The 23,625-nt window shown below is 61.6% G+C and carries 24 protein-coding genes; all 24 read left to right on the top strand.

The window, feature by feature from the left end; translation table 11 throughout:
• On the top strand, positions 1-130 hold a 130-nt coding region (locus tag V8Z74_RS15190), incomplete at its 5' end, for an NAD(P)(+) transhydrogenase (Re/Si-specific) subunit beta (RefSeq protein ID WP_349710082.1).
• A 25-nt stretch (positions 131-155) separates the two neighbouring features.
• On the top strand, positions 156-1,025 hold the full coding sequence (locus tag V8Z74_RS15195) for a transporter (RefSeq protein ID WP_349709954.1): 870 nt from the start codon (positions 156-158) through the stop codon (positions 1,023-1,025).
• Between the two features lie 19 nt (positions 1,026-1,044).
• Complete coding sequence (locus V8Z74_RS15200) at positions 1,045-2,010, top strand: ABC transporter substrate-binding protein (protein WP_349709955.1); 966 nt, start codon at positions 1,045-1,047, stop codon at positions 2,008-2,010.
• A gap of 114 nt (positions 2,011-2,124) precedes the next feature.
• Positions 2,125-3,039 (top strand): LysR family transcriptional regulator, encoded by a 915-nt coding sequence (locus tag V8Z74_RS15205; protein ID WP_349709956.1) that lies wholly within the window; start codon positions 2,125-2,127, stop codon positions 3,037-3,039.
• Positions 3,040-3,084: 45 nt separating this feature from the next.
• Positions 3,085-3,291: an EexN family lipoprotein gene (locus V8Z74_RS15210; protein ID WP_349709957.1), complete on the top strand. Its 207-nt coding sequence runs from the start codon at positions 3,085-3,087 to the stop codon at positions 3,289-3,291.
• 239 nt (positions 3,292-3,530) lie between these two features.
• Entirely contained in the window at positions 3,531-5,549 is a 2,019-nt protein-coding gene (locus V8Z74_RS15215; protein WP_349709958.1) for a conjugal transfer protein TraG, read from the top strand.
• Complete coding sequence (locus V8Z74_RS15220; protein ID WP_349709959.1) at positions 5,546-6,010, top strand: CopG family transcriptional regulator; 465 nt, start codon at positions 5,546-5,548, stop codon at positions 6,008-6,010. The genes V8Z74_RS15215 and V8Z74_RS15220 overlap by 4 nt, the downstream gene beginning before the upstream one ends.
• Positions 6,007-7,026, top strand: a complete 1,020-nt coding sequence (gene trbB / locus V8Z74_RS15225) for a P-type conjugative transfer ATPase TrbB (protein WP_349709960.1) — start codon at positions 6,007-6,009, stop codon at positions 7,024-7,026. Before V8Z74_RS15220 ends, trbB begins: the two co-directional genes overlap by 4 nt.
• Complete coding sequence (locus V8Z74_RS15230) at positions 7,023-7,400, top strand: TrbC/VirB2 family type IV secretion system protein (RefSeq protein ID WP_349709961.1); 378 nt, start codon at positions 7,023-7,025, stop codon at positions 7,398-7,400. The genes trbB and V8Z74_RS15230 overlap by 4 nt, the downstream gene beginning before the upstream one ends.
• Entirely contained in the window at positions 7,397-7,681 is a 285-nt protein-coding gene (locus tag V8Z74_RS15235; protein WP_349709963.1) for a VirB3 family type IV secretion system protein, read from the top strand. Before V8Z74_RS15230 ends, V8Z74_RS15235 begins: the two co-directional genes overlap by 4 nt.
• Before the next feature lie 19 nt (positions 7,682-7,700).
• Entirely contained in the window at positions 7,701-10,151 is a 2,451-nt protein-coding gene (trbE, locus tag V8Z74_RS15240) for a conjugal transfer protein TrbE (protein WP_349709964.1), read from the top strand.
• The gene (gene trbJ, locus V8Z74_RS15245; RefSeq protein ID WP_349709965.1) at positions 10,148-10,930 is read left to right on the top strand and encodes a P-type conjugative transfer protein TrbJ; all 783 of its coding nucleotides are present in this window, start codon (positions 10,148-10,150) and stop codon (positions 10,928-10,930) included. The genes trbE and trbJ overlap by 4 nt, the downstream gene beginning before the upstream one ends.
• Before the next feature lie 8 nt (positions 10,931-10,938).
• Complete coding sequence (locus V8Z74_RS15250; RefSeq protein WP_349709966.1) at positions 10,939-11,214, top strand: EexN family lipoprotein; 276 nt, start codon at positions 10,939-10,941, stop codon at positions 11,212-11,214.
• Positions 11,211-12,497 (top strand): P-type conjugative transfer protein TrbL, encoded by a 1,287-nt coding sequence (gene trbL, locus V8Z74_RS15255; RefSeq protein WP_349709967.1) that lies wholly within the window; start codon positions 11,211-11,213, stop codon positions 12,495-12,497. The genes V8Z74_RS15250 and trbL overlap by 4 nt, the downstream gene beginning before the upstream one ends.
• 11 nt (positions 12,498-12,508) lie before the next feature.
• On the top strand, positions 12,509-13,213 hold the full coding sequence (trbF, locus tag V8Z74_RS15260; protein WP_349709968.1) for a conjugal transfer protein TrbF: 705 nt from the start codon (positions 12,509-12,511) through the stop codon (positions 13,211-13,213).
• The gene (trbG, locus tag V8Z74_RS15265) at positions 13,210-14,193 is read left to right on the top strand and encodes a P-type conjugative transfer protein TrbG (protein ID WP_349709969.1); all 984 of its coding nucleotides are present in this window, start codon (positions 13,210-13,212) and stop codon (positions 14,191-14,193) included. Before trbF ends, trbG begins: the two co-directional genes overlap by 4 nt.
• 2 nt (positions 14,194-14,195) lie before the next feature.
• Positions 14,196-15,449, top strand: coding sequence for a TraB/TrbI/VirB10 family type IV secretion system protein (locus tag V8Z74_RS15270; RefSeq protein ID WP_349709970.1), 1,254 nt, complete (start codon positions 14,196-14,198; stop codon positions 15,447-15,449).
• Positions 15,446-15,664 carry a DUF2274 domain-containing protein gene (locus V8Z74_RS15275; protein WP_349709971.1) on the top strand — a complete coding sequence of 73 codons (219 nt, stop codon included), beginning with the start codon at positions 15,446-15,448 and terminating at the stop codon, positions 15,662-15,664. The genes V8Z74_RS15270 and V8Z74_RS15275 overlap by 4 nt, the downstream gene beginning before the upstream one ends.
• 114 nt (positions 15,665-15,778) lie before the next feature.
• A complete protein-coding gene (locus V8Z74_RS15280) occupies positions 15,779-16,642 on the top strand; it encodes a DUF5131 family protein (RefSeq protein ID WP_349709972.1) in 864 nt (287 codons plus the stop codon).
• A gap of 36 nt (positions 16,643-16,678) precedes the next feature.
• Positions 16,679-17,962, top strand: a complete 1,284-nt coding sequence (locus V8Z74_RS15285) for a three-Cys-motif partner protein TcmP (protein WP_349709974.1) — start codon at positions 16,679-16,681, stop codon at positions 17,960-17,962.
• Between the two features lie 92 nt (positions 17,963-18,054).
• Positions 18,055-18,804, top strand: coding sequence for a three-Cys-motif partner protein TcmP (locus V8Z74_RS15290; RefSeq protein ID WP_349709976.1), 750 nt, complete (start codon positions 18,055-18,057; stop codon positions 18,802-18,804).
• A gap of 41 nt (positions 18,805-18,845) precedes the next feature.
• Entirely contained in the window at positions 18,846-19,628 is a 783-nt protein-coding gene (locus V8Z74_RS15295) for a hypothetical protein (RefSeq protein ID WP_349709978.1), read from the top strand.
• A 284-nt stretch (positions 19,629-19,912) separates the two neighbouring features.
• On the top strand, positions 19,913-22,309 hold the full coding sequence (locus V8Z74_RS15300) for a tellurite resistance TerB family protein (protein WP_349709979.1): 2,397 nt from the start codon (positions 19,913-19,915) through the stop codon (positions 22,307-22,309).
• The gene (locus tag V8Z74_RS15305; RefSeq protein ID WP_349709980.1) at positions 22,306-23,610 is read left to right on the top strand and encodes an ATP-binding protein; all 1,305 of its coding nucleotides are present in this window, start codon (positions 22,306-22,308) and stop codon (positions 23,608-23,610) included. The genes V8Z74_RS15300 and V8Z74_RS15305 overlap by 4 nt, the downstream gene beginning before the upstream one ends.
• Positions 23,611-23,625: the final 15 nt, after the last annotated feature.

The raw sequence follows: 23,625 nt of genomic DNA on the forward strand, positions 1-23,625 counted from the left end.
GATGAAGCGCTCCATGGCCTCGGGCTACGCGGGCGTGGACAACCCGCTGTTCTACAAGGACAACAACCGCATGCTGTTCGGGGATGCCAAGAAGATGCTGGATGAGGTGCTCGCGGGGCTCAAAGGGTAATTTTTAAACCAAAGGAGACAGTGATATGGCAAGCAAGAAACTATTCAAGGTGCTGATATGGGGCGTAGCTGCAATGGCAACGCCGGCCTTCGCTTTTGATATTAATCCCTATGACTGGATGCCCGCGCCCAGCGGTACCAATGCGGCCATTTTATATACCCCTGGGAGTCACAGCGACCGAGCCATAGTCAACGGCACCAAATTGGACGCATCACTGAACACAGCACTTTTGGTGCCCCGGTTTTCCCATTACGGAGAGTTGGATTCCCATCCTTTTGTTGTTTCTGCCATCTTGCCCATGGGCCGTTTGTGGAATGGCTCTATCGCCGGCAGTGACTTAGGCGCTCGTACTGCGGTAGGTGATTTGACGCTGGCGGGTGCCTACTGGCTTGTCAGCAAACCGCAAGAGCGCAAAAACCTGGCAATTGCGAGCTATTGGTACATCCCTACTGGCACCTATGACCGCGACAAGGCACTCAATGTCAGCAGCGGGCAATACGGCGTCACGCTGCAGTTGGCGGGCATGGTACCCCTGTCGGAGCACTTCACACTGGAAACCACACTGGACGCAAGCTTCTACCGCAACAAGAAGAACGCAAATCCGGTTGGGCAAACGCTTTCCAGGGATACGTCTTACTCCCTTCAGAATTGGGTTTCCTACAGCCTAAGTCCAACGACAACCCTTTCGGCAGGGCACGCTGCCTATTGGGGTGGAACACAGAAATTTGATGGCATTCAAAATGGGTTCAATGCCCAAAAACAGCAAGCGAGAATCGCACTGAATCACTGGCTCACGCCGACACTTTCTGTATATGGCCAGATCAATCGAGACTACGCCGTCAAGGGTGGGTTCGAGGGGGTTTCCGGATTGATTCGTCTCATTAAGGTATTTTGAATAAAAACGAGGATATACAATGAAAATTATCAAATACACCGTGGGTGCAGGCTTCATCGCTGCTGCAATGAGTGCTGGTGTGTCTTTTGCAAAAGATCCAGCAGTTCCTCGTATCGGCTTCGTGGCTGGTGCGGGTGGCTACCCAAAAATGGCGGTTACCAATCAAGCTTTCTTTGATGGATTGGCCGATGCAGGTTACAAGGATGGCAGTACCATGCAAGTGGTATTCCGCACTGCAGAAGGGAATATGAGCCTTATGCCAAAGCTCATTCAAGAAACGCTAGATGAGAAGGTGGATTATCTGGTGGTTTCAACATCTCCCGGGTGTATTGCGGCAAAAAAAGCAACTACCACAGTTCCTGTGCTATGCATCTCCGTGCAGGATGACCCAATCAAGGAAGGGCTAACAACGACATTGACTCGTGGAAACGGCAACCTCGTGGGTGTCCATAGCTACCTTGCAGATGGAATTTCTCAGCAACTTGGTATGTTGCAGAAATTGAAGCCTGGTCTGCAAAAGCTGGGTGTACTGTTTAATCCCAACAATGACACACACAAACGCCTTCTGGCCGACTGGGACAAAGTCTCGAAAGATCAGAAGATCGATGTCATCCCCATGCCGGCGGCAGTACCTAGTGATCTGGCAAAGGCGATTTCCGATGCAAAATTGGAGAAGGCAGATATTGCCATTGGCCTGCTAGGAGCAGATACCTACGCTATGCGAAAGGAGATTGCTGAGGCCGCCAAATTGAATGGTTTTCCTATCGCAATGGATACACCGGGCGGATATACCCAGATGGGTGGGGTTGCGACGATTGGGGTGGACATTGTTCCTCTCTATCGACAAGGAGCATTAGAGATAATGGTCCCTATGCTTAAAGGGAAGACGCCATCGGAATTGCCGTGGATTGGTCCCAAGCAAGCTGCGATGAAGATAAATAATGATGTTGCGAAAGAATTTAATATTTCGATTGCACCAAAATAAGAGTCGATGAAACGCACATGTATGCATGTGCGTTTCATGTATCCAGTGGAGGATGCTGATGAATTACTTGGTGGGTGATATGTAAATAAAACTTGCTTACGCCTATTTTCAAATATGGAATTGCGCCATCTTCGTTGTTTCTTGACCCTTGCTGAAGAACTTCATTTTCGTCATGCAGCGCAAAGAATGCATGTTGATCAATCCGCCTTTTCACGCACCATCAGGGAACTGGAAGAAGAACTTGGGGCCAAGCTCTTCACTCGCACCACGCGCAATACTCAACTGACCCACGCAGGCAAAGCATTCAAGGAGCGGGTGCCGCGCATCTTCGCGGCTCTGGAGCAGGCACGTGACGGGGCCAGATCTGCGGCCAATGGGTTCCATGGGCAGTTGCGCATTGCCTTGTCTGACTGTATTACGCCCTCTCGCTTGTCCACCTTGCTGGCGCAATGCCGCGAGGAAGAACCAGAGGTTGAAATCCGGCTGCTCGAAGTGACGCTGGAACAGCAAATCGCGGGTTTGCACAATGATCTGTACGACGTTGGCTTTGCCATGTCGGATGCTGTGAATAAAGGAGTCGTGGCCATTCCCGCCTGGCAGGATGAGTTGATGGTGGCCCTGTCCTCCCGCCATCCATTGCTGGAATACCGCCACATTCCGCTGGACAAGGTATTGGAGCAACGGCTGGTGCTGGCCGATCCCGCTGCCTGTCTAGGCTACACCCAGCAGGTAGATCGCTTTCTGCAAAAGCGCGACGAGGAACTGCTGATCCGCCAGCGGGTGGCCTCATTTGATGTGATGATGGTATTGGTATCTGCGGGACTTGCGGTGGGTTTTGCAGGGGCAGCGCATCTCGCCGCGAACCGTGAACCTGGCATTAAAGGTCGGCAATTGGCCGGGCCTCCGCATATGCTGACCACCTACGTACTGCGCCGCGATACCGAGCTTTCCCCAATGCTCTCCCGGTTCATGGAGCGAGTGGCCGACATCAACTCGACCGAGGGCGAAAGCTCGTCCGATGATGTGTGAATCACTGCTGCGAAAGGACCTCCAGCCCACAAAGCCTTGTTCTTAATGATTGCCGCTGCGCTCGCCGCCTGCGGCCCAGCAAAGCCCACGGATACTGTGGATGAACTAGTGGTCAATCCTGAACGCCTCAAGGAAATCCAACGCCTGTGCAAAGAAGATCGCGCCAAGGTCAATGACGGTATTTACATGCGTGCCGCCCAGGCCTTCCGGCGGCGCTTCATGGGCGCGCGGCCGGAGCAAAAAATCCAGTAGTCCACGTCGATCGCCCATGCGCGTCGCACAGCCACGACAGGTCGGCGACACGTTGCACACTATTACTCCACTACGCCGCAGCGCTTTCAAGCCTGCGGCGTTTATTTTGTCTTCGCTCCAGAAAGAGTTATTGCTTTTTCGGCCTTAAACCTCGCCGTTTCAGCCGTTGACCGGTACCTCTCACGGCACTGATCCTGATACCTGCGGCATGCCTGTGTGCCGATATGGGAGATCAGCCAATGCAGGGAACGAACGTGCTGTTCGGTCAGATCGCTGTGGTGTTCGGCATCGTGATCGCCGGAGTGTGGAGCGCCACGCAATGGACAGCCGCTGCCCTGGGTTATCAGCTACGCCTGGGCTTGCCCTGGTTCGACTTCTTCGGTACGCCGGTCTATCACCCGTGGCGGCTGTTTGAGTGGTGGTTCTTCTTCGACGCCTACGCGCCGAACGTCTTCGACGTGGGCGGTGCCATTGCAGCAGGCAGCGGCCTGTTCGCGGTGATGATTGCCATCGGTATGTCCATCTGGCGCTCGCGCCAGTCCAAGCTCGTCACGACCTATGGCTCGGCGCGCTGGGCCAACACGGAGGACGTTCGCAAAGCGGGCCTTGACCAGCCTGCGGGCGTGTTCCTCGGCCTGCACCGCCAGCAGTACCTGCGGCACGAAGGCCCGGAACACGTCCTGACCTTCGCGCCTACGCGCTCGGGCAAGGGCGTGGGTCTGGTCGTACCTACCTTGCTGTCCTGGCCCGCATCCGCCGTCATCCACGACATCAAGGGCGAGAACTGGCAGATCACCGCCGGCTGGCGCAGCCGCTTCAGCCATTGCTTGCTGTTCAACCCGACCGATGCGAGGTCGGCGGCCTACAACCCGCTGCTGGAGGTGCGGCGCGGCGCGCACGAGGTGCGCGACGTGCAGAACATCGCGGACATCCTGGTCGATCCCGAAGGCGCATTGGAACGGCGCAACCATTGGGAGAAGACCTCGCACGCGCTGCTGGTCGGTGCCATCCTGCATGTGCTCTACGCGGGCGAGGACAAGACGCTGCGCGGCGTGGCGAACTTCCTCAGTGACCCGGCCTGTCCCTTCGAGCTGACCCTGCACCGGATGATGACCACGCCGCATCTTGGCGATGGGCCGCATCCGGTGGTGGCCTCGGCGGCGCGGGAAGTCCTGAACAAGAGCGACAACGAACGCTCGGGCGTGTTGTCCACGGCCATGTCGTTCCTGGGCCTGTACCGCGATCCCACGGTGGCCGAAGTCACGTCGCGCTGCGACTGGCGCATCGCCGACCTGATCGCGGCCGAACATCCGGTGTCGCTGTATCTGGTGGTGCCGCCTTCGGACATCAGCCGCACCAAGCCGCTGATCCGCCTGATCCTCAATCAGCTCGGAAGACGGCTCACGGAATCGCTCGATGGCTCCGACGGCATCGCCCGTCGCCACAAGCTGCTGCTGATGCTCGATGAGTTCCCGGCCCTGGGGCGCCTGGACTTCTTTGAGACGGCCTTGGCCTTCATGGCGGGCTACGGCATTCGCAGCTTTCTCATCGCGCAGAGCCTGAATCAGATCGACAAGGCCTACGGCCAGAACCATTCGATCCTCGACAACTGCCATGTGCGCGTGACCTTCGCCACCAACGACGAGCGCACCGCCAAACGGATCTCCGAGACGCTGGGCACGGCCACCGAACTGCGCGCGCAGCGCAACTACGCGGGCCACCGGCTCGCACCGTGGCTGGGGCACCTGATGGTGTCGCGCCAGGAAACGGCCCGCCCGCTGCTGACGCCGGGCGAGGTGATGCAGCTTCCGCCCGACGAGGCCGTGGTGATGGTGTCCAGCGTGGCGCCGATCAAGGCCAAGAAACTGCGCTACTACGCGGACGCCAATTTCAAGCGGCGCGTGCTACCGCCGCCCGCGCTTGCGACCGGGCGCTATGCCGACGTGCCGCCGTCGCGGGCCGACGACTGGAGCGGGCTGGCGATTCCCACCGTGCCCGTCGCACCGGCCACGGCATCCATCGATGGCCTGGAGCACCTGGGTTCGACCGACGACGGCGGCCCGCGCCGTCAGCCCGAACTCTCCGAAACCGTCGCCTACGCCCCCGACCTGGTTGCGCCTGCAGCCGACCTCGGGCTGCTCGATGACGACGACATGCTTTTGCCTCTTTCGATCTCCCTCCCGCGCCAGCTCGACCCGGCCCTGCAGCGCACGGCCCGGCTGGCATCCCTCGACCCTGACGATGGAATCGCGCTATGAGCCAGCACCGCTTGAATCTCTTCATCCAGCCCGAGCACGCCAGGCGCCTCGACGAGCTGGCCGCCACCAAAGGCGTATCGAAGTCCAGCATCGTCGCTGCTGCGTTGGCATCTTGGCTGTCGCCCGATGCCGCCGACCAGCGTGAGGCCGCCATCGCCAAGCGACTAGATCGACTGTCGCGCCATGCCGAGCGCATGGAGCGCGACCAGAACATTGCCATCGAAACATTGGCCCTGTTCATCCGCTACTACCTCGCGGTCAGCACACCCGTCCCCGAGGCCCATCAAGAGGCCGCGCGTGCCCAGGGCAAGGCGCGCTTCGAGCAGTTCATGGAGCAATTGGGCCGCCACCTGCTGCGCGGGCGCAGCCTGGTGCGCGACGTGGTGGATGAACTGCATCCCGACCCGATGCGAATGGATGACGCCGCAGCCGTCGCGGATGCCCAGGAGCGTGCCTTATGAGCGCCGTTCCTTCCTCTTTTACCGCCACGTCGCTGGATCGCCGCATCCAGATGCTGCGTACCGCCATGGGGCCGCTGATCGCCAGCGCACTCGAAGACCCCGACGTGGTGGAAATCATGCTCAACCCGGATCGGACCTTGTGGATCGACCGGCTTTCGACCGGTCGTGCGCCGATGGGCGTGGAACTGTCCGAGGCCGATGGCGAACGCATCATCCGCCTCGTCGCTGCCCACGTGGGCGCGGAAGTCCATCGCGGCCAGCCACTGTTAACGGCCGAACTGCCTGAGACCGGCGAGCGCTTCGAAGGCATCCTGCCGCCCGCTGCGCCGGGGCCGGCCTTCGCCTTGCGCAAGCGCGCTGTGGGTGTGATCCCGCTGTCGCGCTACATCGAGGACGGAATGATGAGCGCCGCGCAGGCGGGCCTGCTGGTGCAGGCCGTGCGCGAGCGCCAGAACATCCTGATCGCCGGCGGGACCAGCACGGGCAAGACAACCTTGGCGAATGCGTTGCTGGCGGAGATCGCCGCCACCGGCGACCGCGTGCTGGTGCTCGAAGACACGGTGGAGCTGCAATGCGCGGCGCGCGACCACGTGCCGCTGCGAACGCGCCAGGGTGTCGTGTCCATGACCGAGCTGGTGCGCTCGTCCATGCGCCTGCGGCCGGATCGCGTCGTCGTCGGCGAAGTGCGCGGCGCCGAGGCGCTGGATCTCATCAAGGTCTGGGGCACGGGCCACCCCGGCGGCATCGCCACGATCCATGCCGGCTCCGCCCTGGGCGCACTGCTGCGCCTGGAGCAGCTGATTCTCGAAGTGGCGGTGAACCCGCCCCGTGCATTGATCGCGGAAGCGGTCAATGTGGTCATCCATATCGCCGGACGCGGGCGCAAGCGCCGCATCGAGAGCATCGCCCGCGTCGTCGGCTTCGACGGCGCGGGCTACCAGTTGGAGGACGCGCTGGCGCCCGAGCTTCCTCCCATCGATTTCCTTTCCCCCACCCCACCTGGAGCACTTCCATGACGCACGTTGATGCTTTCCGTTTTTCCGCAAATCCACACCCATTGCCCACACGGCGGGGTGGCTTTGTTTGCCCGGCCCTGCAGGGCCTGCTGCTCGCTGCGCTGATGCTGCTGCTTGCGGGCACCGCCCAGGCCGCCGGTTCGTCGATGCCGTGGGAAGGGCCGCTGCAGTCCATCCTCGAATCCATCCAAGGGCCGGTGGCCCGGATCATCGCGGTCATCGTCATCATCGCCACGGGACTGGCGCTGGCCTTTGGTGACACCTCGGGTGGGTTCCGCAAGTTGATCCAGATCGTCTTCGGTCTGTCTATCGCCTTTGCAGCTTCGAGCTTCTTCCTGTCGTTCTTCAGCTTCTCGGGCGGGGCTGTCGTATGAACGGCCCGCACGATGGCATGCAGGGCCTCGCCCCTGGTTTCGAGATCCCGCTGCATCGCTCGCTGACGGAGCCGATCCTGATGGGCGGCGCACCGCGCACGGTGGCCATCACCAACGGCACGCTGGCTGCTGCTGTAGGGCTGGGTCTGCAACTGTGGATTCCCGGCGTAGTGCTCTGGATCGCCGGCCATGCGCTGGCGGTCTGGGGCGCGCGCGTCGATCCGCAGTTCATGCAGGTCTTCGTCCGCCACATCAAGCACCGGCCGCTGCTGGACGTGTAGGGGCAAGGGGGGATATCGCATGCTGAACCTTGCCGAATACCGCCAGCGGCCCGCGCTGCTGGCCGACTGGCTGCCGTGGGCTGGCCTGGTGGCGCCGGGCGTCGTCTTGAACAAAGACGGCAGCTTCCAGCGCACTGCGCGTTTCCGTGGGCCTGACCTCGACAGCGCCACGCAGGGCGAGCTGATCGCCACGTCGGCGCGACTGAACAACGCGCTGCGCCGCTTGGGTTCGGGCTGGGCGCTGTTCATCGAAGCCGAGCGCCGGGCCGCTGCCAACTATCCGCGTTCCGAGTTTCCCGAGCCGCTGTCGTGGCTGGTGGACGAAGAGCGACGGGCAGCGTTCGAGGACTCGGGCAACCACTTCGAGAGCGGCTACCACCTGAGCATGGTCTACCTGCCGCCGGAGGAATCCCGCGCTCGCGCCGCCGGGATGCTGTACGAGAACCGCCCGACCGAAGGCGTGGACTGGCGCGAGCACCTGACTGCCTTCGTCGCGGAGACGGATCGGATTTACGACCTGCTCGACGGCGTGATGCCGGAGATCGCGTGGCTCGATGACAGCCAGGCACTGACGTACCTGCACTCGACCATCTCCACGCGACGCTACCGCGTGGGCGTGCCCGAGGTGCCATTCCACCTTGACGCGCTGCTCGCCGACGCGCCGCTGATCAGTGGTCTGGCGCCGATGCTGGGCGACCAGCACCTGCGCGTGGCAACGGTGCGGGGCTTCCCGACCTCGACCTGGCCGGGGATTCTGGACGACCTCAATCGCCTCGGCTTTGGCTATCGCTGGTCAACCCGGTTCCTCTGCATGGACAAAGCCGATGCGGAAAAGGAGCTTTCCCGCCTGCGCCGCCAGTGGTTCGCCAAGCGCAAGAACGTCATCGCCCTGCTGCGCGAAACCATCTTCCAGCAGGAAACCCCGCTGGTCGATACCGACGCCAGCAACAAATCGGCGGATGCGGATGCGGCCTTGCAGGAACTGGGCAGCGACCAGGTGGCCTTTGGTTATCTGACCGCGACCGTCACCGTCATGGACGCGGATGCCGCCGTGGTCGACGAGAAGCTGCGCATGGTGGAGCGCGTGATCCAGGGCCGGGGCTTCGTGACGATGCCCGAGACCCTGAACGCGGTGGATGCCTGGCTGTCCTCGATTCCGGGCCATGCCTACGCCAACGTGCGCCAGCCCATCGTCTCGACGCTGAACCTGGCGCACCTGATGCCGGTGTCCGCCGTATGGGCCGGGCCGGATAGGAACGCGCACCTCGATGGCCCGCCGCTGATCGTGACCCGCACCGAGGGCGCGACGCCGTTCCGGCTGGTCACGCACATCGGCGACGTGGGCCACACCTTGGTAGCCGGGCCGACCGGCATGGGCAAGTCCGTCCTGCTCGCCACCTTGGCGATGCAGTTCCGCCGCTACCGCGGCTCGCGCATCTTTGCCTTCGACATGGGGCGCTCGATGCGCGCCACCATCCATGGCCTGGGCGGCGAGCACTACGACCTGGGCATGGATGGCGAGATCGCTTTTCAGCCCTTGGCCCGCATCGACCGAGAGGGCTACCGCACCTGGGCCGCCGAGTGGATTGAAGGCCGCTTGCGGCATGAGGGTGTAGCCGTCGGCCCCGAAGAGAAGGCCGCCATCTGGTCGGCGCTCGGCAGTCTCGCTGGTGCGCCGGTGGAGCAGCGCACGATGACGGGCCTGTCCGTGCTGCTGCAATCGAACGCGCTGCGCCAGGCGCTCGCGCCCTATGTGCTCGGCGGTGCGCACGGCAAGCTGCTGGATGCGGATTCGGATCGCCTGGGTTCCGGTTCCGTACAGTGCTTCGAAATGGAGGAGCTCATGCATAGCAAGGCCGCCGTCATGGCCGTGCTGCACTACCTCTTTGCGCGCTTCGATGAACGCTTCGATGGTGCGCCCACGCTGCTGATCCTCGATGAAGCTTGGCTGTTCCTCGATGACCCGGTGTTTGCCGCGCGCATCCGCCAATGGTTCAAGACGCTGCGCAAGAAGAACGTATCGGTCATCTTCGCCACGCAGAGCCTGGCCGACATCAAGGATTCGAGCATCGCGCCGGCCATCATCGAAAGCTGCGCCAGCCGCATCTTCCTGCCCAACCCGCAGGCGACCGAGCCGCAGATTCGCTCGATCTATGAGGGTTTCGGGCTGAACTCGCGCCAGATCGAGATCGTCGCCACTGCGCAGCCCAAGCGCGACTACTACTACCAGTCTCGTCTGGGCAACCGCCTGTTCGACCTCGATCTGGGGCCGGCGGCGCTGGCCTTCGCGGGCGCGTCCACGCCGCAAGACCAGCGCGACATCGACGCGGTGCTCGCTGCGGCCATGACCTCCATATCTTCCGCTGCTACCCCCTTCGCAGCTGCCTGGCTGCGACATCGCGGCCTCCACTGGGCCGCCGACCTGCTGCTCTCGTTCCCTTCCCAGCCACCCCAGGAGAAATCACCATGACCACCCGTACCGCATTCACTTCCCGGCTGACTGCGCTGGCCGTTGCCAGCGTCCTGGCTTTCTGCACCGCGCAGCCCGCCCATGCCTTGTTCGGACTGGGTGGTGGGGGAGGGGGCCGCATCGTGTTCGACCCGACGAACTACGTGCAGAACACCCTGACCGCCGTGCGCATGCTGGAGGAGATCAACAACCAGATCAAGCAACTGCAGAACGAGGCCCAGATGCTCATCAACCAGGCGCGCAACCTCGCCAGCCTGCCGTTCAATGTGGTGAGCCGCCTGCGCAGCAACCTCGCCCGGACCCAGCGGCTGATCGCCCAGGCCAAGGGCATGGCGTTCGACCTGGCGAACATGGACCAGATGTTCAAGCGGCTGTATCCCGAGCAGTACACCGCCGCGGTCAGCGGCGACCAGATGTTCCGGGATGCCCAGGAGCGCTGGAAGAACACCCTGAACGGCCTGCAGACCACCATGCAGATGCAGGCACAGGCGTCGCAGAACCTGCGCGATGACGAAGGCGTGCTGGCCGACCTCGTGGGCCAGAGCCAGTCGGCGGTTGGAGCTTTGCAGGCGATGCAGGCCATGAACCAGCTGCTGGCCCTGCAGGCCAAGCAGTCCATCCAGACGCAGCGGCTGCAACTCACGCAGGACCGGGCGGCCTCGCTGGAGCTGGCCCGGCAGGCAGCGGCCGCCGAGCGCGGGCGGGAGGTACGGCGGCGTTTCCTGGGCAGCGGCACGCCCTATACGTCCTATCCGGTGAACTTCTACAACCAGCAGTGAGGCGCACCATGCGCAGCCATCTTGTTTTCATGGCCGGAGCCCTCGCACTGGCACAGGCGTTGTTGCTGGCGGCTTGCAGTAAGCCTGTTCCCATCGAGTCGGCCGAGGTGCTGGCCGAGAACCCCGAGCGGCTCAAGGAACTGCAGGCCGAATGCCGCCTGGATCGCGCCCGGGTTGGCGAGGCGCAGTGCATGGCGGTGGCCGATGCAGTGCGCAAGCGCTTCATGCGCCCGACGCCTTCGCCCTATGCGAAGGATCCCGTCCGGCCGGGGAGCGCGCCATGAACGACGTTGCGGTCATCGACCGCTTTCTCGATACCTTCTCGCGCTACATCGACTCGGGCTTCGGGCTGCTGCAGGGCGAGGTGGCGTTCCTGACGGCCACGCTGATCGCCATCGACATGACGCTGGCCGGGCTGTTCTGGGCCATGGGCCATGCCAGCGGCCAGGGCGAGGACGTGATCGCCAAGCTGCTGCGCAAGGTGCTCTATGTGGGCGCCTTCGCCTACATCATCGGCAACTTCAACAGCCTGGCGGGCATCGTGTTCCGCTCCTTCGCCGGGCTGGGCCTGACGGCGTCGGGTTCAGGGCTCAGCCAGGCGCAACTGCTGCAGCCTGGACGGCTGGCGCAGGTGGGCATCGAGGCCGGGCGGCCGATCATGGAGCAGATCGGCCGGATGGCGGGCTTCCCCGAGGTGTTTGTCCACCTGGACACCATCGCAGTGCTGTTCCTGGCCTGGCTGGTGCTGATCCTGTGCTTCTTCGTGCTGGCGGTGCAGCTCTTCGTGACGCTGCTGGAGTTCAAGCTGACCACGCTGGCGGGCTTCGTGCTGGTGCCGTTCGCGCTGTGGAACAAGACCGCGTTCCTCGCCGAGAAGGTGCTGGGCAACGTGGTGTCCTCGGGCATCAAGGTGCTGGTGCTCGCCGTCATCGTCGGGATTGGGACGGGGCTGTTTGCCGAGTTCAAGGCACCGGCCGGCGCCGATCCGTCCATCGACCACGCGCTGGTCATCATGCTGGCTTCGCTGGCGATGCTCGCCCTGGGCATCTTCGGGCCGGGCATTGCGACCGGGCTGGTGTCCGGCGGGCCGCAGCTCGGTGCGGGGGCCATGGCTGGAGCTGCTGTTGGCGCCGCAGGTGCCGCCGTGGCGGTGGGGGCTGCGGCGGCGGGCGTAGGCGGTGCGGTGGCTGCTGGGGCGCGCATGGCCCCTGGTGCAGCCCGCTCCATCGCCTCGACCGCCGGCAGCGCGAAGTCGGCGTTTGACGCCGGCTCCGCTGCTGCGGGCGGCGGCCTCAAGGGTGCAGCCGCCGGCGTGGGCAACGTCGCCAAGACCGGCGCGCGCTCGATGAAGGAGCGCATGGCCGCCGCTTTCCGGCCCGATGGCGACGCGCATGGCGCGAGCGAGGGCGCTGCTTCGGCCGCATCCGCTGAACAGCCCGCTTGGGCCAAGCGCTTGCATCGCCGCCAGCAGCTCACCCATGCCGCGACGACCGCCGCCCACGCGCTGCGCGGTGGCGACGGCGGCAGCTCCAGCCAGGGGCCGAGCCTTCGAGATTCCGATTCATAAGGAGAACTCCCATGCGATTCAAAAGACCGCAGGTGCGCTATGCCGACACGCCGCAGCCTGCCACCCCGTACCAATCCGCCGCGCAGGTCTGGGACGAGCGCATCGGCTCGGCCCGCATGCAGGCGAAGAACTGGCGCTTCATGGCCTTCGGGTGCCTCACGCTGGCGGTGCTGATGGCCGGCGGCCTGGTCTGGCGTTCCGCGCAGTCTATCGTCACGCCCTATGTGATCGAGGTGGACAACGCGGGCCAGGTGCGCGCTGTCGGTGAGGCGGCCACGCCGTACCAGCCCAGCGATGCCCAGGTGGCCTACCACCTGGGCCGCTTCATTGGTCTGGTGCGTGGCCTTTCCATCGACCCCATCGTGGTGCGGCAGAACTGGCTGGATGCCTATGACTACACCACCGACAAGGGAGCGGTGGTGCTCAACGAGTACGCCCGTACCCATGACCCGTTCTCGCGCATCGGCCAGGAATCGGTGACGGTGCAGGTGTCCAGCGTGACCCGTGCCAGTGATTCGTCCTTCAACGTGCGCTGGACGGAGACACGTTTCGTCAACGGCGCGCTGGATCGCACCGAGCGCTGGAACGCAGTGGTGTCCATCGTGCAGCAGACGCCGCGCACCGAGCAGCGTGTGCGCAAGAACCCTCTGGGCATCTACGTCAACGGGCTGGCGTGGAGCCGTGAACTGGAAGGAAACGAAGGAGCAAAACCATGAAGGCACATTTCTGCAAATCCGTATGGCCGGTGGTCCTGCTGACACTTGCGGGCTGCGCCTCTCAGGGCAAGCCGCCGCCGGCCATCTCGCTCGATGAGCCGGTGCAGGCCCAGGTGCTGCCAGAGGCGCCGAAGCCCCTGGAGGTCGTGACCGTGCCCGAGGTGCTGGCTCTGCCCGGTCAGATGAAACCGCTGGCCGGCGATGCCAGGGCCACGCCGGAAGCGGCCGACGAGAAGGCGCGCGTGACCCGTGCGAACACAGAGGCGCGTATCGCGCCCACACGCGAAGGGTATGTGAACGCCATCCAGGTGTGGCCCTTCACCGATGGAGCGCTGTACCAGGTCTATGCGGCCGTGGGCCGCGTGACCGTGATCGCGCTCCAGCCGGGCGAGGAACTGGTGACGGTGGCCGCTGGCGATACCGTGCGCTGGATCGTGGGCGATACCTCCAGCGGTTCCGGCGCGGACTTGCGGGTGAGCGTGATGGTCAAGCCGATCCGCTCGGGGTTGAAGACCAATCTCGTCATCACGACCAGTCGGCGAACCTACCTGCTGGAGCTGACTTCAACCGAGAAGACGTGGATGGCTTCGGTATCCTGGGAATATCCGAAGGACAAGATGCTGGCCTTGCAGCGCCAGGCGCAGGCAGCCAGCGCTGCTGCGCCGGTCGATGCCGGCTTGTCGCTGGAGAAGATCCGTTTCCGCTATGCCATCGGCGGCAGCAATCCGCCGTGGAAGCCGCTGCGTGCCTTCGACGATGGCGAGAAGGTCTATATCCAGTTCCCGGCAGGTATCGCGCAAGGTGAGCTGCCGCCGCTGTTCGTGATCGGTGCGCAGGGCGATGGGCAGCTAGTCAACTATCGTTTCCGCTCGCCGTATCTGATCGTGGATCGGCTGTTTGGTGCGGCCGAACTACGCCTCGGTGGTGGCAAGAGCGATGTGGTGCGGATCGAGCGCACCGATGGCGTGAGGGGGAAATGACCATGCACGACGATGATTCCCCCGACCTTGCCGCGCCTTCAGCGGGCAAGGTCGCGCCCGAGGCGGTGGCGCTGCGCGCCCAGCCGCGCCCAGTCACGCGCCTGAATCGGCGCACCTTGGCCATGCTCACCGGCGGCCTGTCGGTCGCCGTGCTCGGCGCCACGATCTGGGCCTTGCAGCCGCACCGGCGCGGCGCGAGCTGGCAGAACGAGCTGTACAACGTCGATCGTGTCTCGAAGTCCGAAGGGCTCGATGGCCTGCCTTCGGACTACTCCAAGCTGCCGAAGGTGCCCGAGCTGGGGCCGCCGCTGCCGGGCGACCTGGGGCCGGCCATCGTGGCGGCGCAGCAGCCCACCTACATGCCGCCGGGCCATGACCCCAACGATGCCTTGCGCAAGGAAGCCGAAGCGGCGGCGGCTTCTGCGGTGTTCTTCCGCCCGGGCCAGCAGGGCAAGGCGCCTGCCGCTGCGCAAGCGGTGGCGGCTGGCCCTGCATCCGCCATGACGGGCTTCGACCCGCTGGCGGCCGGGCCGGCCTCGACGGCGGCCCAGCCATCCGACCCGACCGCTGTGCAGAACCGGCAAGACCAAAAAGAGGCTTTCCTGAAAGGCGGCTCTACGGAAACCCGCAATTCCGGCCATCTCCAGATGCCGGCCTCGCCATACCAGGTGATGGCCGGGACGGTGATCGCAGCGGCGCTGGTCACAGGCATCAAGTCCGACCTGCCGGGCGACGTGATCGCCACGGTGACGGAGCCGGTCTATGACACGGCCACGGGCAAGTTCCTGCTGATCCCGCAGGGCTCGCGCATCCTGGGCAAATACAACAGTCAGGTGAGCTATGGGCAGAGCCGGGTGCAGATGGTGTGGAATCGCATCATCCTGCCGGACACGTCTTCGCTGACGCTCGACAACCTCGTCGGCACCGATCCTGCCGGCTATGCCGGTCTGGAGGATGAAGTGGATCGGCACTGGGGCCGCATCCTGGCCGGCGCAGCGCTGACCACGTTGCTGGGCGTGGGCGCCGAGCTGGCCGCGCCGGAGAACCGGCAGGACGGCAACCGCATCGTCATCGCCGGGCGCGACAGCGCGCAGGACAGTATCAATCAGGTGGGGCAGGAACTGACTCGGCGCAACATGAACATCCAGCCGACGCTGACGGCGCGGCCAGGGTTGCCAGTGCGGGTTATCGTGAACCGTGATCTGGTGTTGCGGCCGTACCAGCCGATGTTCTTCAACCGGGGAGCCTCGCGATGAGCACGACCAAGAAATTGCGGCTGGGGCCGCTGCCCAAGACCGAGAGCGTCAAGCTGACGTTTGTCTGCCCGGCCGGCTTGAAGGCCGACCTCGACCGCTACGCCGCGCTGCACGCTCAGGCTTACGGCGAGCCGGTGGACGTGACGACGCTGATTCCTCACATGCTGGAGAAATTTATTACGGGAGATCGAGGATTTAGGAAAAGTAAGCAATAGATCGTTAGTACGCCATGAACTATGCGGCTTTGAGAGGACTGTACGTACTGCAATGCTTAAGTTTATACTGTATAAAAATACAGTACATACTGCAATACACTAAGCGAGCAGACAATGGCAAAAGACTCCCGTATCGAATGGACGCACCACACCTTCAATCCTTGGTGGGGCTGCGTGCGCGTGTCCGACGCATGTGATCATTGCTACGCCGAGACTTGGGCTAAGCGCCTTGGGGAAGATGTGTGGGGTGCGAAGTCAGAACGGCGCTTTTTCAGTGATGCTCACTGGAAAGAGCCGCTGAAGTGGGATCGTGAAGCCAAGGAGCGCAAGACACGGCGACGCGTATTCTGCGCGTCTATGGCCGATGTCTTTGAAAACCGCAAAGACTTGATTCCCCACCGCCTGCGCCTTTTGGAGCTAATTGCAGCCACGCCGCATCTGGATTGGTTGCTGTTGACAAAGCGGATTCATCTAGTACGGAAACAACTCCCGCCGAGCTACGAATTCCCCTCCAATGTTTGGCTTGGCGCGACGGTCGAGAACCAAGACTCAGCGAAAAAGCGTATCAAGTACCTGCTTGAATTCAGTTCGCCAGCGGTCCGCTTCCTTTCATGCGAACCGTTGCTCGGGCCCTTAAATTTGCGCCAATGGCTGCAGATCGAGGATGGAAAGCCTCGTGTCGACTGGGTGATTGCCGGAGGCGAATCCGGTCCAGGGGCTCGCCCCATGGAGCCGCAATGGCCAAAGGACTTGCAGGAGCAATGCGATGAGGCTGGGGTCGCGTTTCACTTCAAACAGTGGGGACATTGGGCACCTCTGGAACAGGCCACTGGGGTTATCACTGGAAAAACTCCAATTCATATCGTTCGACGTGACGGTTCAGAGATTAAACTAGCCGCAGTTGGAAAAGGTAAGGCAGGCCGCTCTTTGGGAGGACGCCATTGGGATCAATTCCCAAATACAGGAAATACTGTGTAGAGCTCATAAATTCAGTACCCGCAGAAAGGCTGGCTCTTGGCACGAAAGCACTACGATTGGGCGAATGGGCCCGCAGAGATCGATGCGCATAGCTTGACAAAGCATGAGGTGCTGGTTGATTACCTGATTCGGTATTTTGAGCAGCGAACGCTGAATGCCCGAGGTAGGGAGCGGCTGCGCATCACACTGATTGATGGGTTCTGTGGAGGTGGACTTTACACTCTCAAAGGGAAGGGAGATGAAGTTCTCGGTTCCCCACTTCGCATGCTGGGAGCTGTCGCCGAGGCCCGCGTACGCATCAATGCAGATCGCCGAAAGCCTATTGACTTGGATGTCCAGTATGTCTTCGTTGACAAGAACGCGAAGGCGCTTGCTCATCTGAAGCATGTTCTGCACGAGCGTGGTTATGGCGACGACATCGGTCGTTCCATCCATTTGATCCGTGATGATTTCATCTCTGCCTCGTCCTCTGTTTTGCAACTGGTGAGAGCGCACACCCCGCGTGCAAACACCGCGCTTTTCTTTCTCGATCAGTATGGCTACAGCGATGTACCAGCCACAGTGATTCAGCGCATATTTGCAGAATTACCAAAAAGCGAGGTAGTTCTGACGTTTCATGTCTCATCCTTCGCCACCTATACCAATGACACCTTTACGGACCAAATGTCTAGTAAGCTGGCCATTGACATTCGTACTGCTTTGGATGGCCGGTCAATAGAGCAGATCAAAGACGAGGACTCTGCCGACTGGCGCCGATTCATTCAAGCAGCGCTTTATCAGGCATTGGTGTTGAGGTGTGGCGCCGAGTATTTCACCCCTTTCTTTATACGCGGGGAAGGGGCTGGTCATGGTGAGTACTGGCTTGTCCATCTTTCAAGACATCCCAGGGCTCAGGATGTTATGAAGCAGGTGCACTGGGCGAAGCAGAATTGCTTTCTTCACTATGGTGGTCCCGGCTTGGATATGCTGGCTACTCAAATGATGGGCTTTCGCCAGGAGTTCAATGGCGGGTTTCGCTTTGACGACGTTGCCCATACCCATTCATTTGCTGCATTGACAACGCAACTTGCTGAGAACATCACCCAGCGTGGTCAGCCAATACAAATTGGGCAGCTTTACTCTTCTACTTGCAACACCTCACCTGGTACCTCTCGTATGTACAAAGATGTGCTTGAGAGGCTTGCTGCAGAGAAGGACATCCTCATTACTGGTGAGGACGGAAAGAAGCGGACGCATGCCCGATATATGCGTGATACGGATTGGATTGAACGCAACAATCAGTTCTCTCTTTTTGATGCGCCTAAGCGGGGTAACTGGTGAGTTTTCGCCTTGTTTGCGATGTAGATCCGCGACCGCATCTTCCTATCGAGCGTGGTCGAGCGGGTGAGGGAGTAGGCCGATGGGTGCCTGACATGAAGCACACCTATCTTGCCAAATATGTGGAAGGTACTCGTCGAGCACGTGAGAAGTACAGACAACGGGTATTTGTTGATCTGTTCTGCGGTCCAGGGCGTATCCAGGTCAAAGGCGAAACAATGACACGTCCAGGCGGCGCGCAAGTGGCATGGCAGCATTCTCTGCTTGACGACGTGGGGTTCACGTCTTGCCTTGTAGGTGACCTGGACGTAGCACGAGCATCCGCCTGTGCGGAGCGGTTGCGAGCCAGAGGGGCACCCGTCACCGTCTTTCCTGGTGCTGCGGAGAATACCGTTGGTCAAGTACTTGGCGTGATCCCAAGGAATGCGTTGTGTTTGGCCTACCTTGATCCCTATAACCTTCAATATCTTTCGTTCAATGTGATCGAAAAGTTGGCGCAGCTACCGCGTATCGATTTTGCAGTTCATTTCAGTACGATGGATCTGCGGCGTAATGTGCTGATGGAATACAACCCAGAGCGCGCGCGCTTTGACGCTGCGGCTCCCGGGTGGCGAGAACACATCGACCCGCTTGCATTTGTACGTGGGGATGCAGATGAAGCGTTCTTTGACTATTGGTGTGGGCTCGTGCGGGGGCTTGGATTTTCCATCAGCCATCGTATGCCACTGGTTCGCGATGATGGGAATCGGCCGTTGTATCACTTAGTATTCTTTAGCCGCCATGAGTTGCCAAACAGAATTTGGGGTGACGTGGCCCAAGGTCCCAACCGGGAGTTTGATTTTTAGCTTGTTGGCCACAACGCATGAGTCGAGAAGGACCTCCCCCTATGCGCTCTCTTTCTGACGAGGAGCGGCGCCACTATCGAGACGAGCTCAGAGCTGGACGCTACTCTGCGCTAGCAGACGCTGAAGGTTTCGATCAGATCTGTTTTGCACTAGAAGCACTGGGGCTTCGTCTATTGGGAAAGCAAGGCGATCTAGGACAGTATAAGGACCGAATCGGCAGCTATGCGCGCCACTCTCCAGTCTTGAAAGAACTTGCGGAGACGTATCCGGCAGGATTCAAGCCATTCGAAGCGCTTTACACGACAGTTCGTAAAGCACGCAATGACAACATGCATCTTGGCGCATATGCGCGCCATGCAACAACCGCGGCTATTGAGCTTTGCATAGGTCTCGAGGAGGCATTGATGGTGGGAGTGACGCCCCTTGTTGGGCACGTGATGGTCAAGCAGCCGATATCAGTGGAGCCTTGGCAGCCCGTGGCTCATGCGCGGCAGTTGATGCTTATGCATTCCTTTTCTTTTCTCCCGGTCCGGCATGAACAAGCGTGGTTCTTGCTATCTGAACTAGCCCTCGCTCGGTTCCTTAACTGCTCTCGGGAGGAAAGGGCAATACGTCTCGGCCTGTCGATTGCGGACGCGCTAGGGTGCCTCCCAGGCCTCGCGTTAACGCCAGTTGTAGAGAGCCGTCTACTGACGGTCAACACTCCTGTCGTGGACGTTCTTAGGGCCGGTCAGGCTGGCGATGGTCCAACGCTTTGGCTCGTTATTGACGAGGGGAAAAGGGAAAATTTGGTGGGTGTGTTATCGCCCTTCGAATTAATGTAGAGGGGGACGTTTTCATCACGCCATGGTCACCAAGCATTGAGGGGGCCGATCCATGCAAACAGTTGCAGGAGCGTCGGGGATAACATCAATATCGCAATGGCTGGTCGGCATACGTCTTTGCCCAGCCCTCGCTCTGAGCCCGGGGTCGCCATCGAAGGTGTTCGTCGATTACGTGCATATCAAGATCGTAATCCTTCCCAAATGCGAGCAAGTGGATAGGACGCTCCTAGTTTCCGTGCACAATGCCTGTAACAATTATTTGCGGCAGCAAGAGGATGCTAAGCATGGCGAGGCGAAAGAAGTCGGGGGCCGGAGGGGGCATTGGCGCAGTCGTCGTGGGGCTGCTGGTGTTACTGGTGGCCATTCCGCGCGAGGTCTGGATCGGGATTGGAGTGCTAGCCGCCATTGGCGTCGGCATCTATCTCTATCTGAAGTCCAAAGACAATGCGCAATCTCCCCCACAGGAGCCCGCTCGTCCGGCTCCTGCTGTTCCTCGTCCCGAGAGTCGCGCACCCGTTGTGCCGAGTCCCCCAGTTAGTTCTCGCGTGGCGAGCCGGCTCTCTGATGAGCAACAGCCTGTACCGGTCACGGCGAGCCCGGTGCCTGCCGCACCGTCGTTTCGCATTCCGGCCGCGCCCAAGCGCTTCGGTCCTGGCGCCTGGATCCCTGCCGGAGAAACGGTAGAAGTCGGTGGTGTCTCGATTTCGGGTGGCCTTGTCTATGTCGGTACGTCGTTGCCGACGCCCATGGGAGGCAATGATCCGTGTCTCATCGACCCGTCGAAGTCTGTTGCGTCGCATGGCGATTACACAGAGCGCCAGATGGGCTACTGGCCGAGCTACTCGGAGATTTCGCCTTCCGCCCGGCGAGCCTATCTGAATTGGCTGGCGGGCGGCAGGCAGGATCCCGAGGCGGATGTCGGGTACGTCTTCATCTTCTTCTACGGGTTGGAGCGTCGCGCCATTCTGGATGCTTCGAAGGACGATGCGGCCAAGGGCGATTGGCCCATGATCGCGGTGGAATTGCGCCGGCTGCTGGACATCTATGGCGCCAAGTCGGGCTCATTCCAAAGCTACGCCGGTTCACTGCTCGATTGGGTCTCGCTGGCCGAGCATCCCGAAAAAGCCTATCTCAAGCCCATTCCGAGTTTTCCCAAGACCTACGAGCTGCCGCTCTACATCCGTGTCGCCCTGGGGCAGGCGGCGGTGGATGGTGTGCCGGTGCCAGCGCAACTGGCACTGGCCTGGGCCAAGCTGGATCCGACCAGCTACCTGCGAACACCGGCAACGCGTTGCGCGGAGGAGTTCGACAAGCTGTTCGTATCCAAGTACCACGAGACGTTTGGGGAGGGCTTGGTTCTTCCCAGGAACAAGACCAAGATCAAGCTGGTGCATCGCCCAGCCTCTGCCGGCTTTCGCGGGTACACAGATTTAAGTCTGTCCTTTGGGAACACGCCCGACGTCACCGTCCTTACAGGGCCCATCAACAAGCTGCGCCAGGTTGTTGAGGCGGCCACGAAGGAACTGGAGCCGTTCAGCCGCTATGTGGGGCGGAACCCAGATTCCAGGCATGCGCTGGAGGGGCTGCTGCAATTGCCCGCCGCGTTGTGGCCCGAAGGTGCCCAGAAGGCCTTGCACGCCCTGAAAGCGCGTATGGGCGAGGGGATGATTGCCATGTCGTTCCAGGAACTGCTTAGCAGCCTGGATGCGAAGACGACGCTGACGAGGGACCGAACGCTGGCGTTGGCGCGAGCGCTCGAATCCTTGAACATCGGCATCGAGCCCGATGTCTTGGGTGGCGCCAAGCTGCCCAAGGCGGACGAGAAAGTCGTGCTGTTCTCCGTTCCGCCAGGAGAGGTCACCAGCCGATCGACGCCGGACTATCAAGCCGCCGCGTTGACGCTGGACTTGGCATCGGCCGTGGCTGCGGCTGATGGCGAGTTCAGTGTCGAGGAAATGGGGTATCTCCGGGCGCAGGTGCAGTCCTGGGCGCATCTCACGCCGAACCATGTCCGCAGGCTTCTGGCGCACCTGCGTCTGCTGATGACGACGCCGGCATCGCTGACCACGCTCAGAAAGAAGCTGGAGCCGCTGGACGCTGGCGCCAAGGAGACCATAGCCACCTTCATGGCCACGGTTGCGCAGTCCGATGGAAATGTGTCGCCGACAGAAGTGAAGATGCTGGAGAAGGTCTATAAGGCTCTCGGCGTCGAGCCCAAGAAGGTGTTTTCCGACGTGCATGCAGTGGCGGCGGGGGCGAAACCAACGGCGGCGACTGCCGCGAAGGTCGAGGAAACGGGGTTCAAGCTCGATCCTGCGCGCATTGCCGCCCTCCAGAAGGACACCGAGGCCGTATCGGCGCTGCTGTCGGGTATCTTCAAGGAAGAGAGTCCACCCGAGCCGGTGTTCGCCGAACCCGAGCCTGAAGGTGATGGGGAGCCGACGCCACCTGGACTGCTTGGCCTGGACGAGGCGCACAGTGCGCTCGCACGCCTGCTGCTGTCGCGGCCGGAGTGGACGAAGGACGAACTCGGCGATGTAGCAGCCGATCTGGACCTGATGCTCGACGGCGCCATTGAAACCCTCAATGAGGCGGCCTTCGACCTGCACGACGTACCGTTCACCGAGGGCGAGGATGTCGTGACTGTGAATCCTGAACTATTGGAGAAGCTGGAAGCATGAACGCACCGATCCGCCCCAGAGACCGTGATGCGGTCATCCAATCGTTGCGCGCGGGTGTCGTGCCCCGCAGCGGCCAGCACCTCATCCAAGTCGGCCGCGCCCGGGAAATCGAGACGCTGGTGGCCGACATCGCCCGCATCGCCGATGGGGGGTCGGCATTCCGCGTCGTCATTGGTGAGTACGGCGCTGGCAAGACCTTCTTTCTGAACCTGGTACGTGCCGTGGCATTGGAAAAGAAGCTCGTGGTGGCGACGGCCGACCTGAACCCGGATCGACGTCTTCACGCCAGCGGCGGCCAGGCCCGCTCCCTCTACGCCGAACTCATGCGCAACCTGTCGACCCGAACGAAACCGGATGGGGGTGCGTTGGCGGGCATCGTCGAGAAGTTCATCGCCACGACCAAGACGGAGGCCAAGGCGTCGGGCCAATCGACCGAGGCGCTCTTGCGCCAGAAGCTCGACCAATTGACTGAGCTGGTGAATGGCTACGATTTCGCGGATGTCATCGCGGCTTACTGTCGTGGCTATGAAGAGGGCAGCGAGAAGCTGAAGTCCGATGCCATCCGCTGGCTGCGGGGAGAGTTCGCCACCAAGACAGATGCCAGGCAGGCGCTCGGCGTGCGGAGCATCGTCGACGATTCCGAGGTCTATGACCAGCTCAAGCTTATGGCGCGCTTCGTGCGCCTGGCCGGCTTCGCAGGCCTGCTGGTCGGCCTGGATGAACTGGTCAATCTCTACAAGCTGGCCAACACGCAGGCCCGCAATGCGAATTACGAACAAATCCTGCGCATCCTCAACGACTCACTGCAAGGCACGGCCGTGGGCCTTGGGTTTGTCCTGGGCGGGACACCCGAATTTCTGCTGGACACCCGGCGGGGACTCTACAGCTATCCGGCCTTGCAGAGTCGCCTGGCGCAGAACACCTTCGCCTCGGATGGACTGGTCGACTTCAGCGGACCGGTGGTCCGGCTGTCGAGCCTTACGCCCGAGGACTTCTACGTCCTGCTGCAGAAGATTCGTTTCGTCTATGCCTTCGGCGAGGCCGAAAAGTTTCTCGTGCCGGACCAAGGTATCTTCAGCTTCATGGAGCATTGCTCCAAACGCATCGGCGATACGTATTTCCGAACGCCGCGGACGACCATCACAGCCTTCATCAACATGCTTGCCGTGCTCGAACAGAACCCTGGCGCGGCATGGCAGGACTTGCTGGGCGGCATAGAGGTCGCTGCAGACACCGGCGGTGTGGCCGATCAGCAGGTTGACGCGGACGACAGCGATGAATTCGCCTCGTTCAAGATGTGACGGTCTCGGCCTGAA

This window comes from Comamonas sp. w2-DMI, from assembly GCF_040187735.1.
GTDB classification, from domain to species: domain Bacteria; phylum Pseudomonadota; class Gammaproteobacteria; order Burkholderiales; family Burkholderiaceae_C; genus Comamonas; species Comamonas terrae.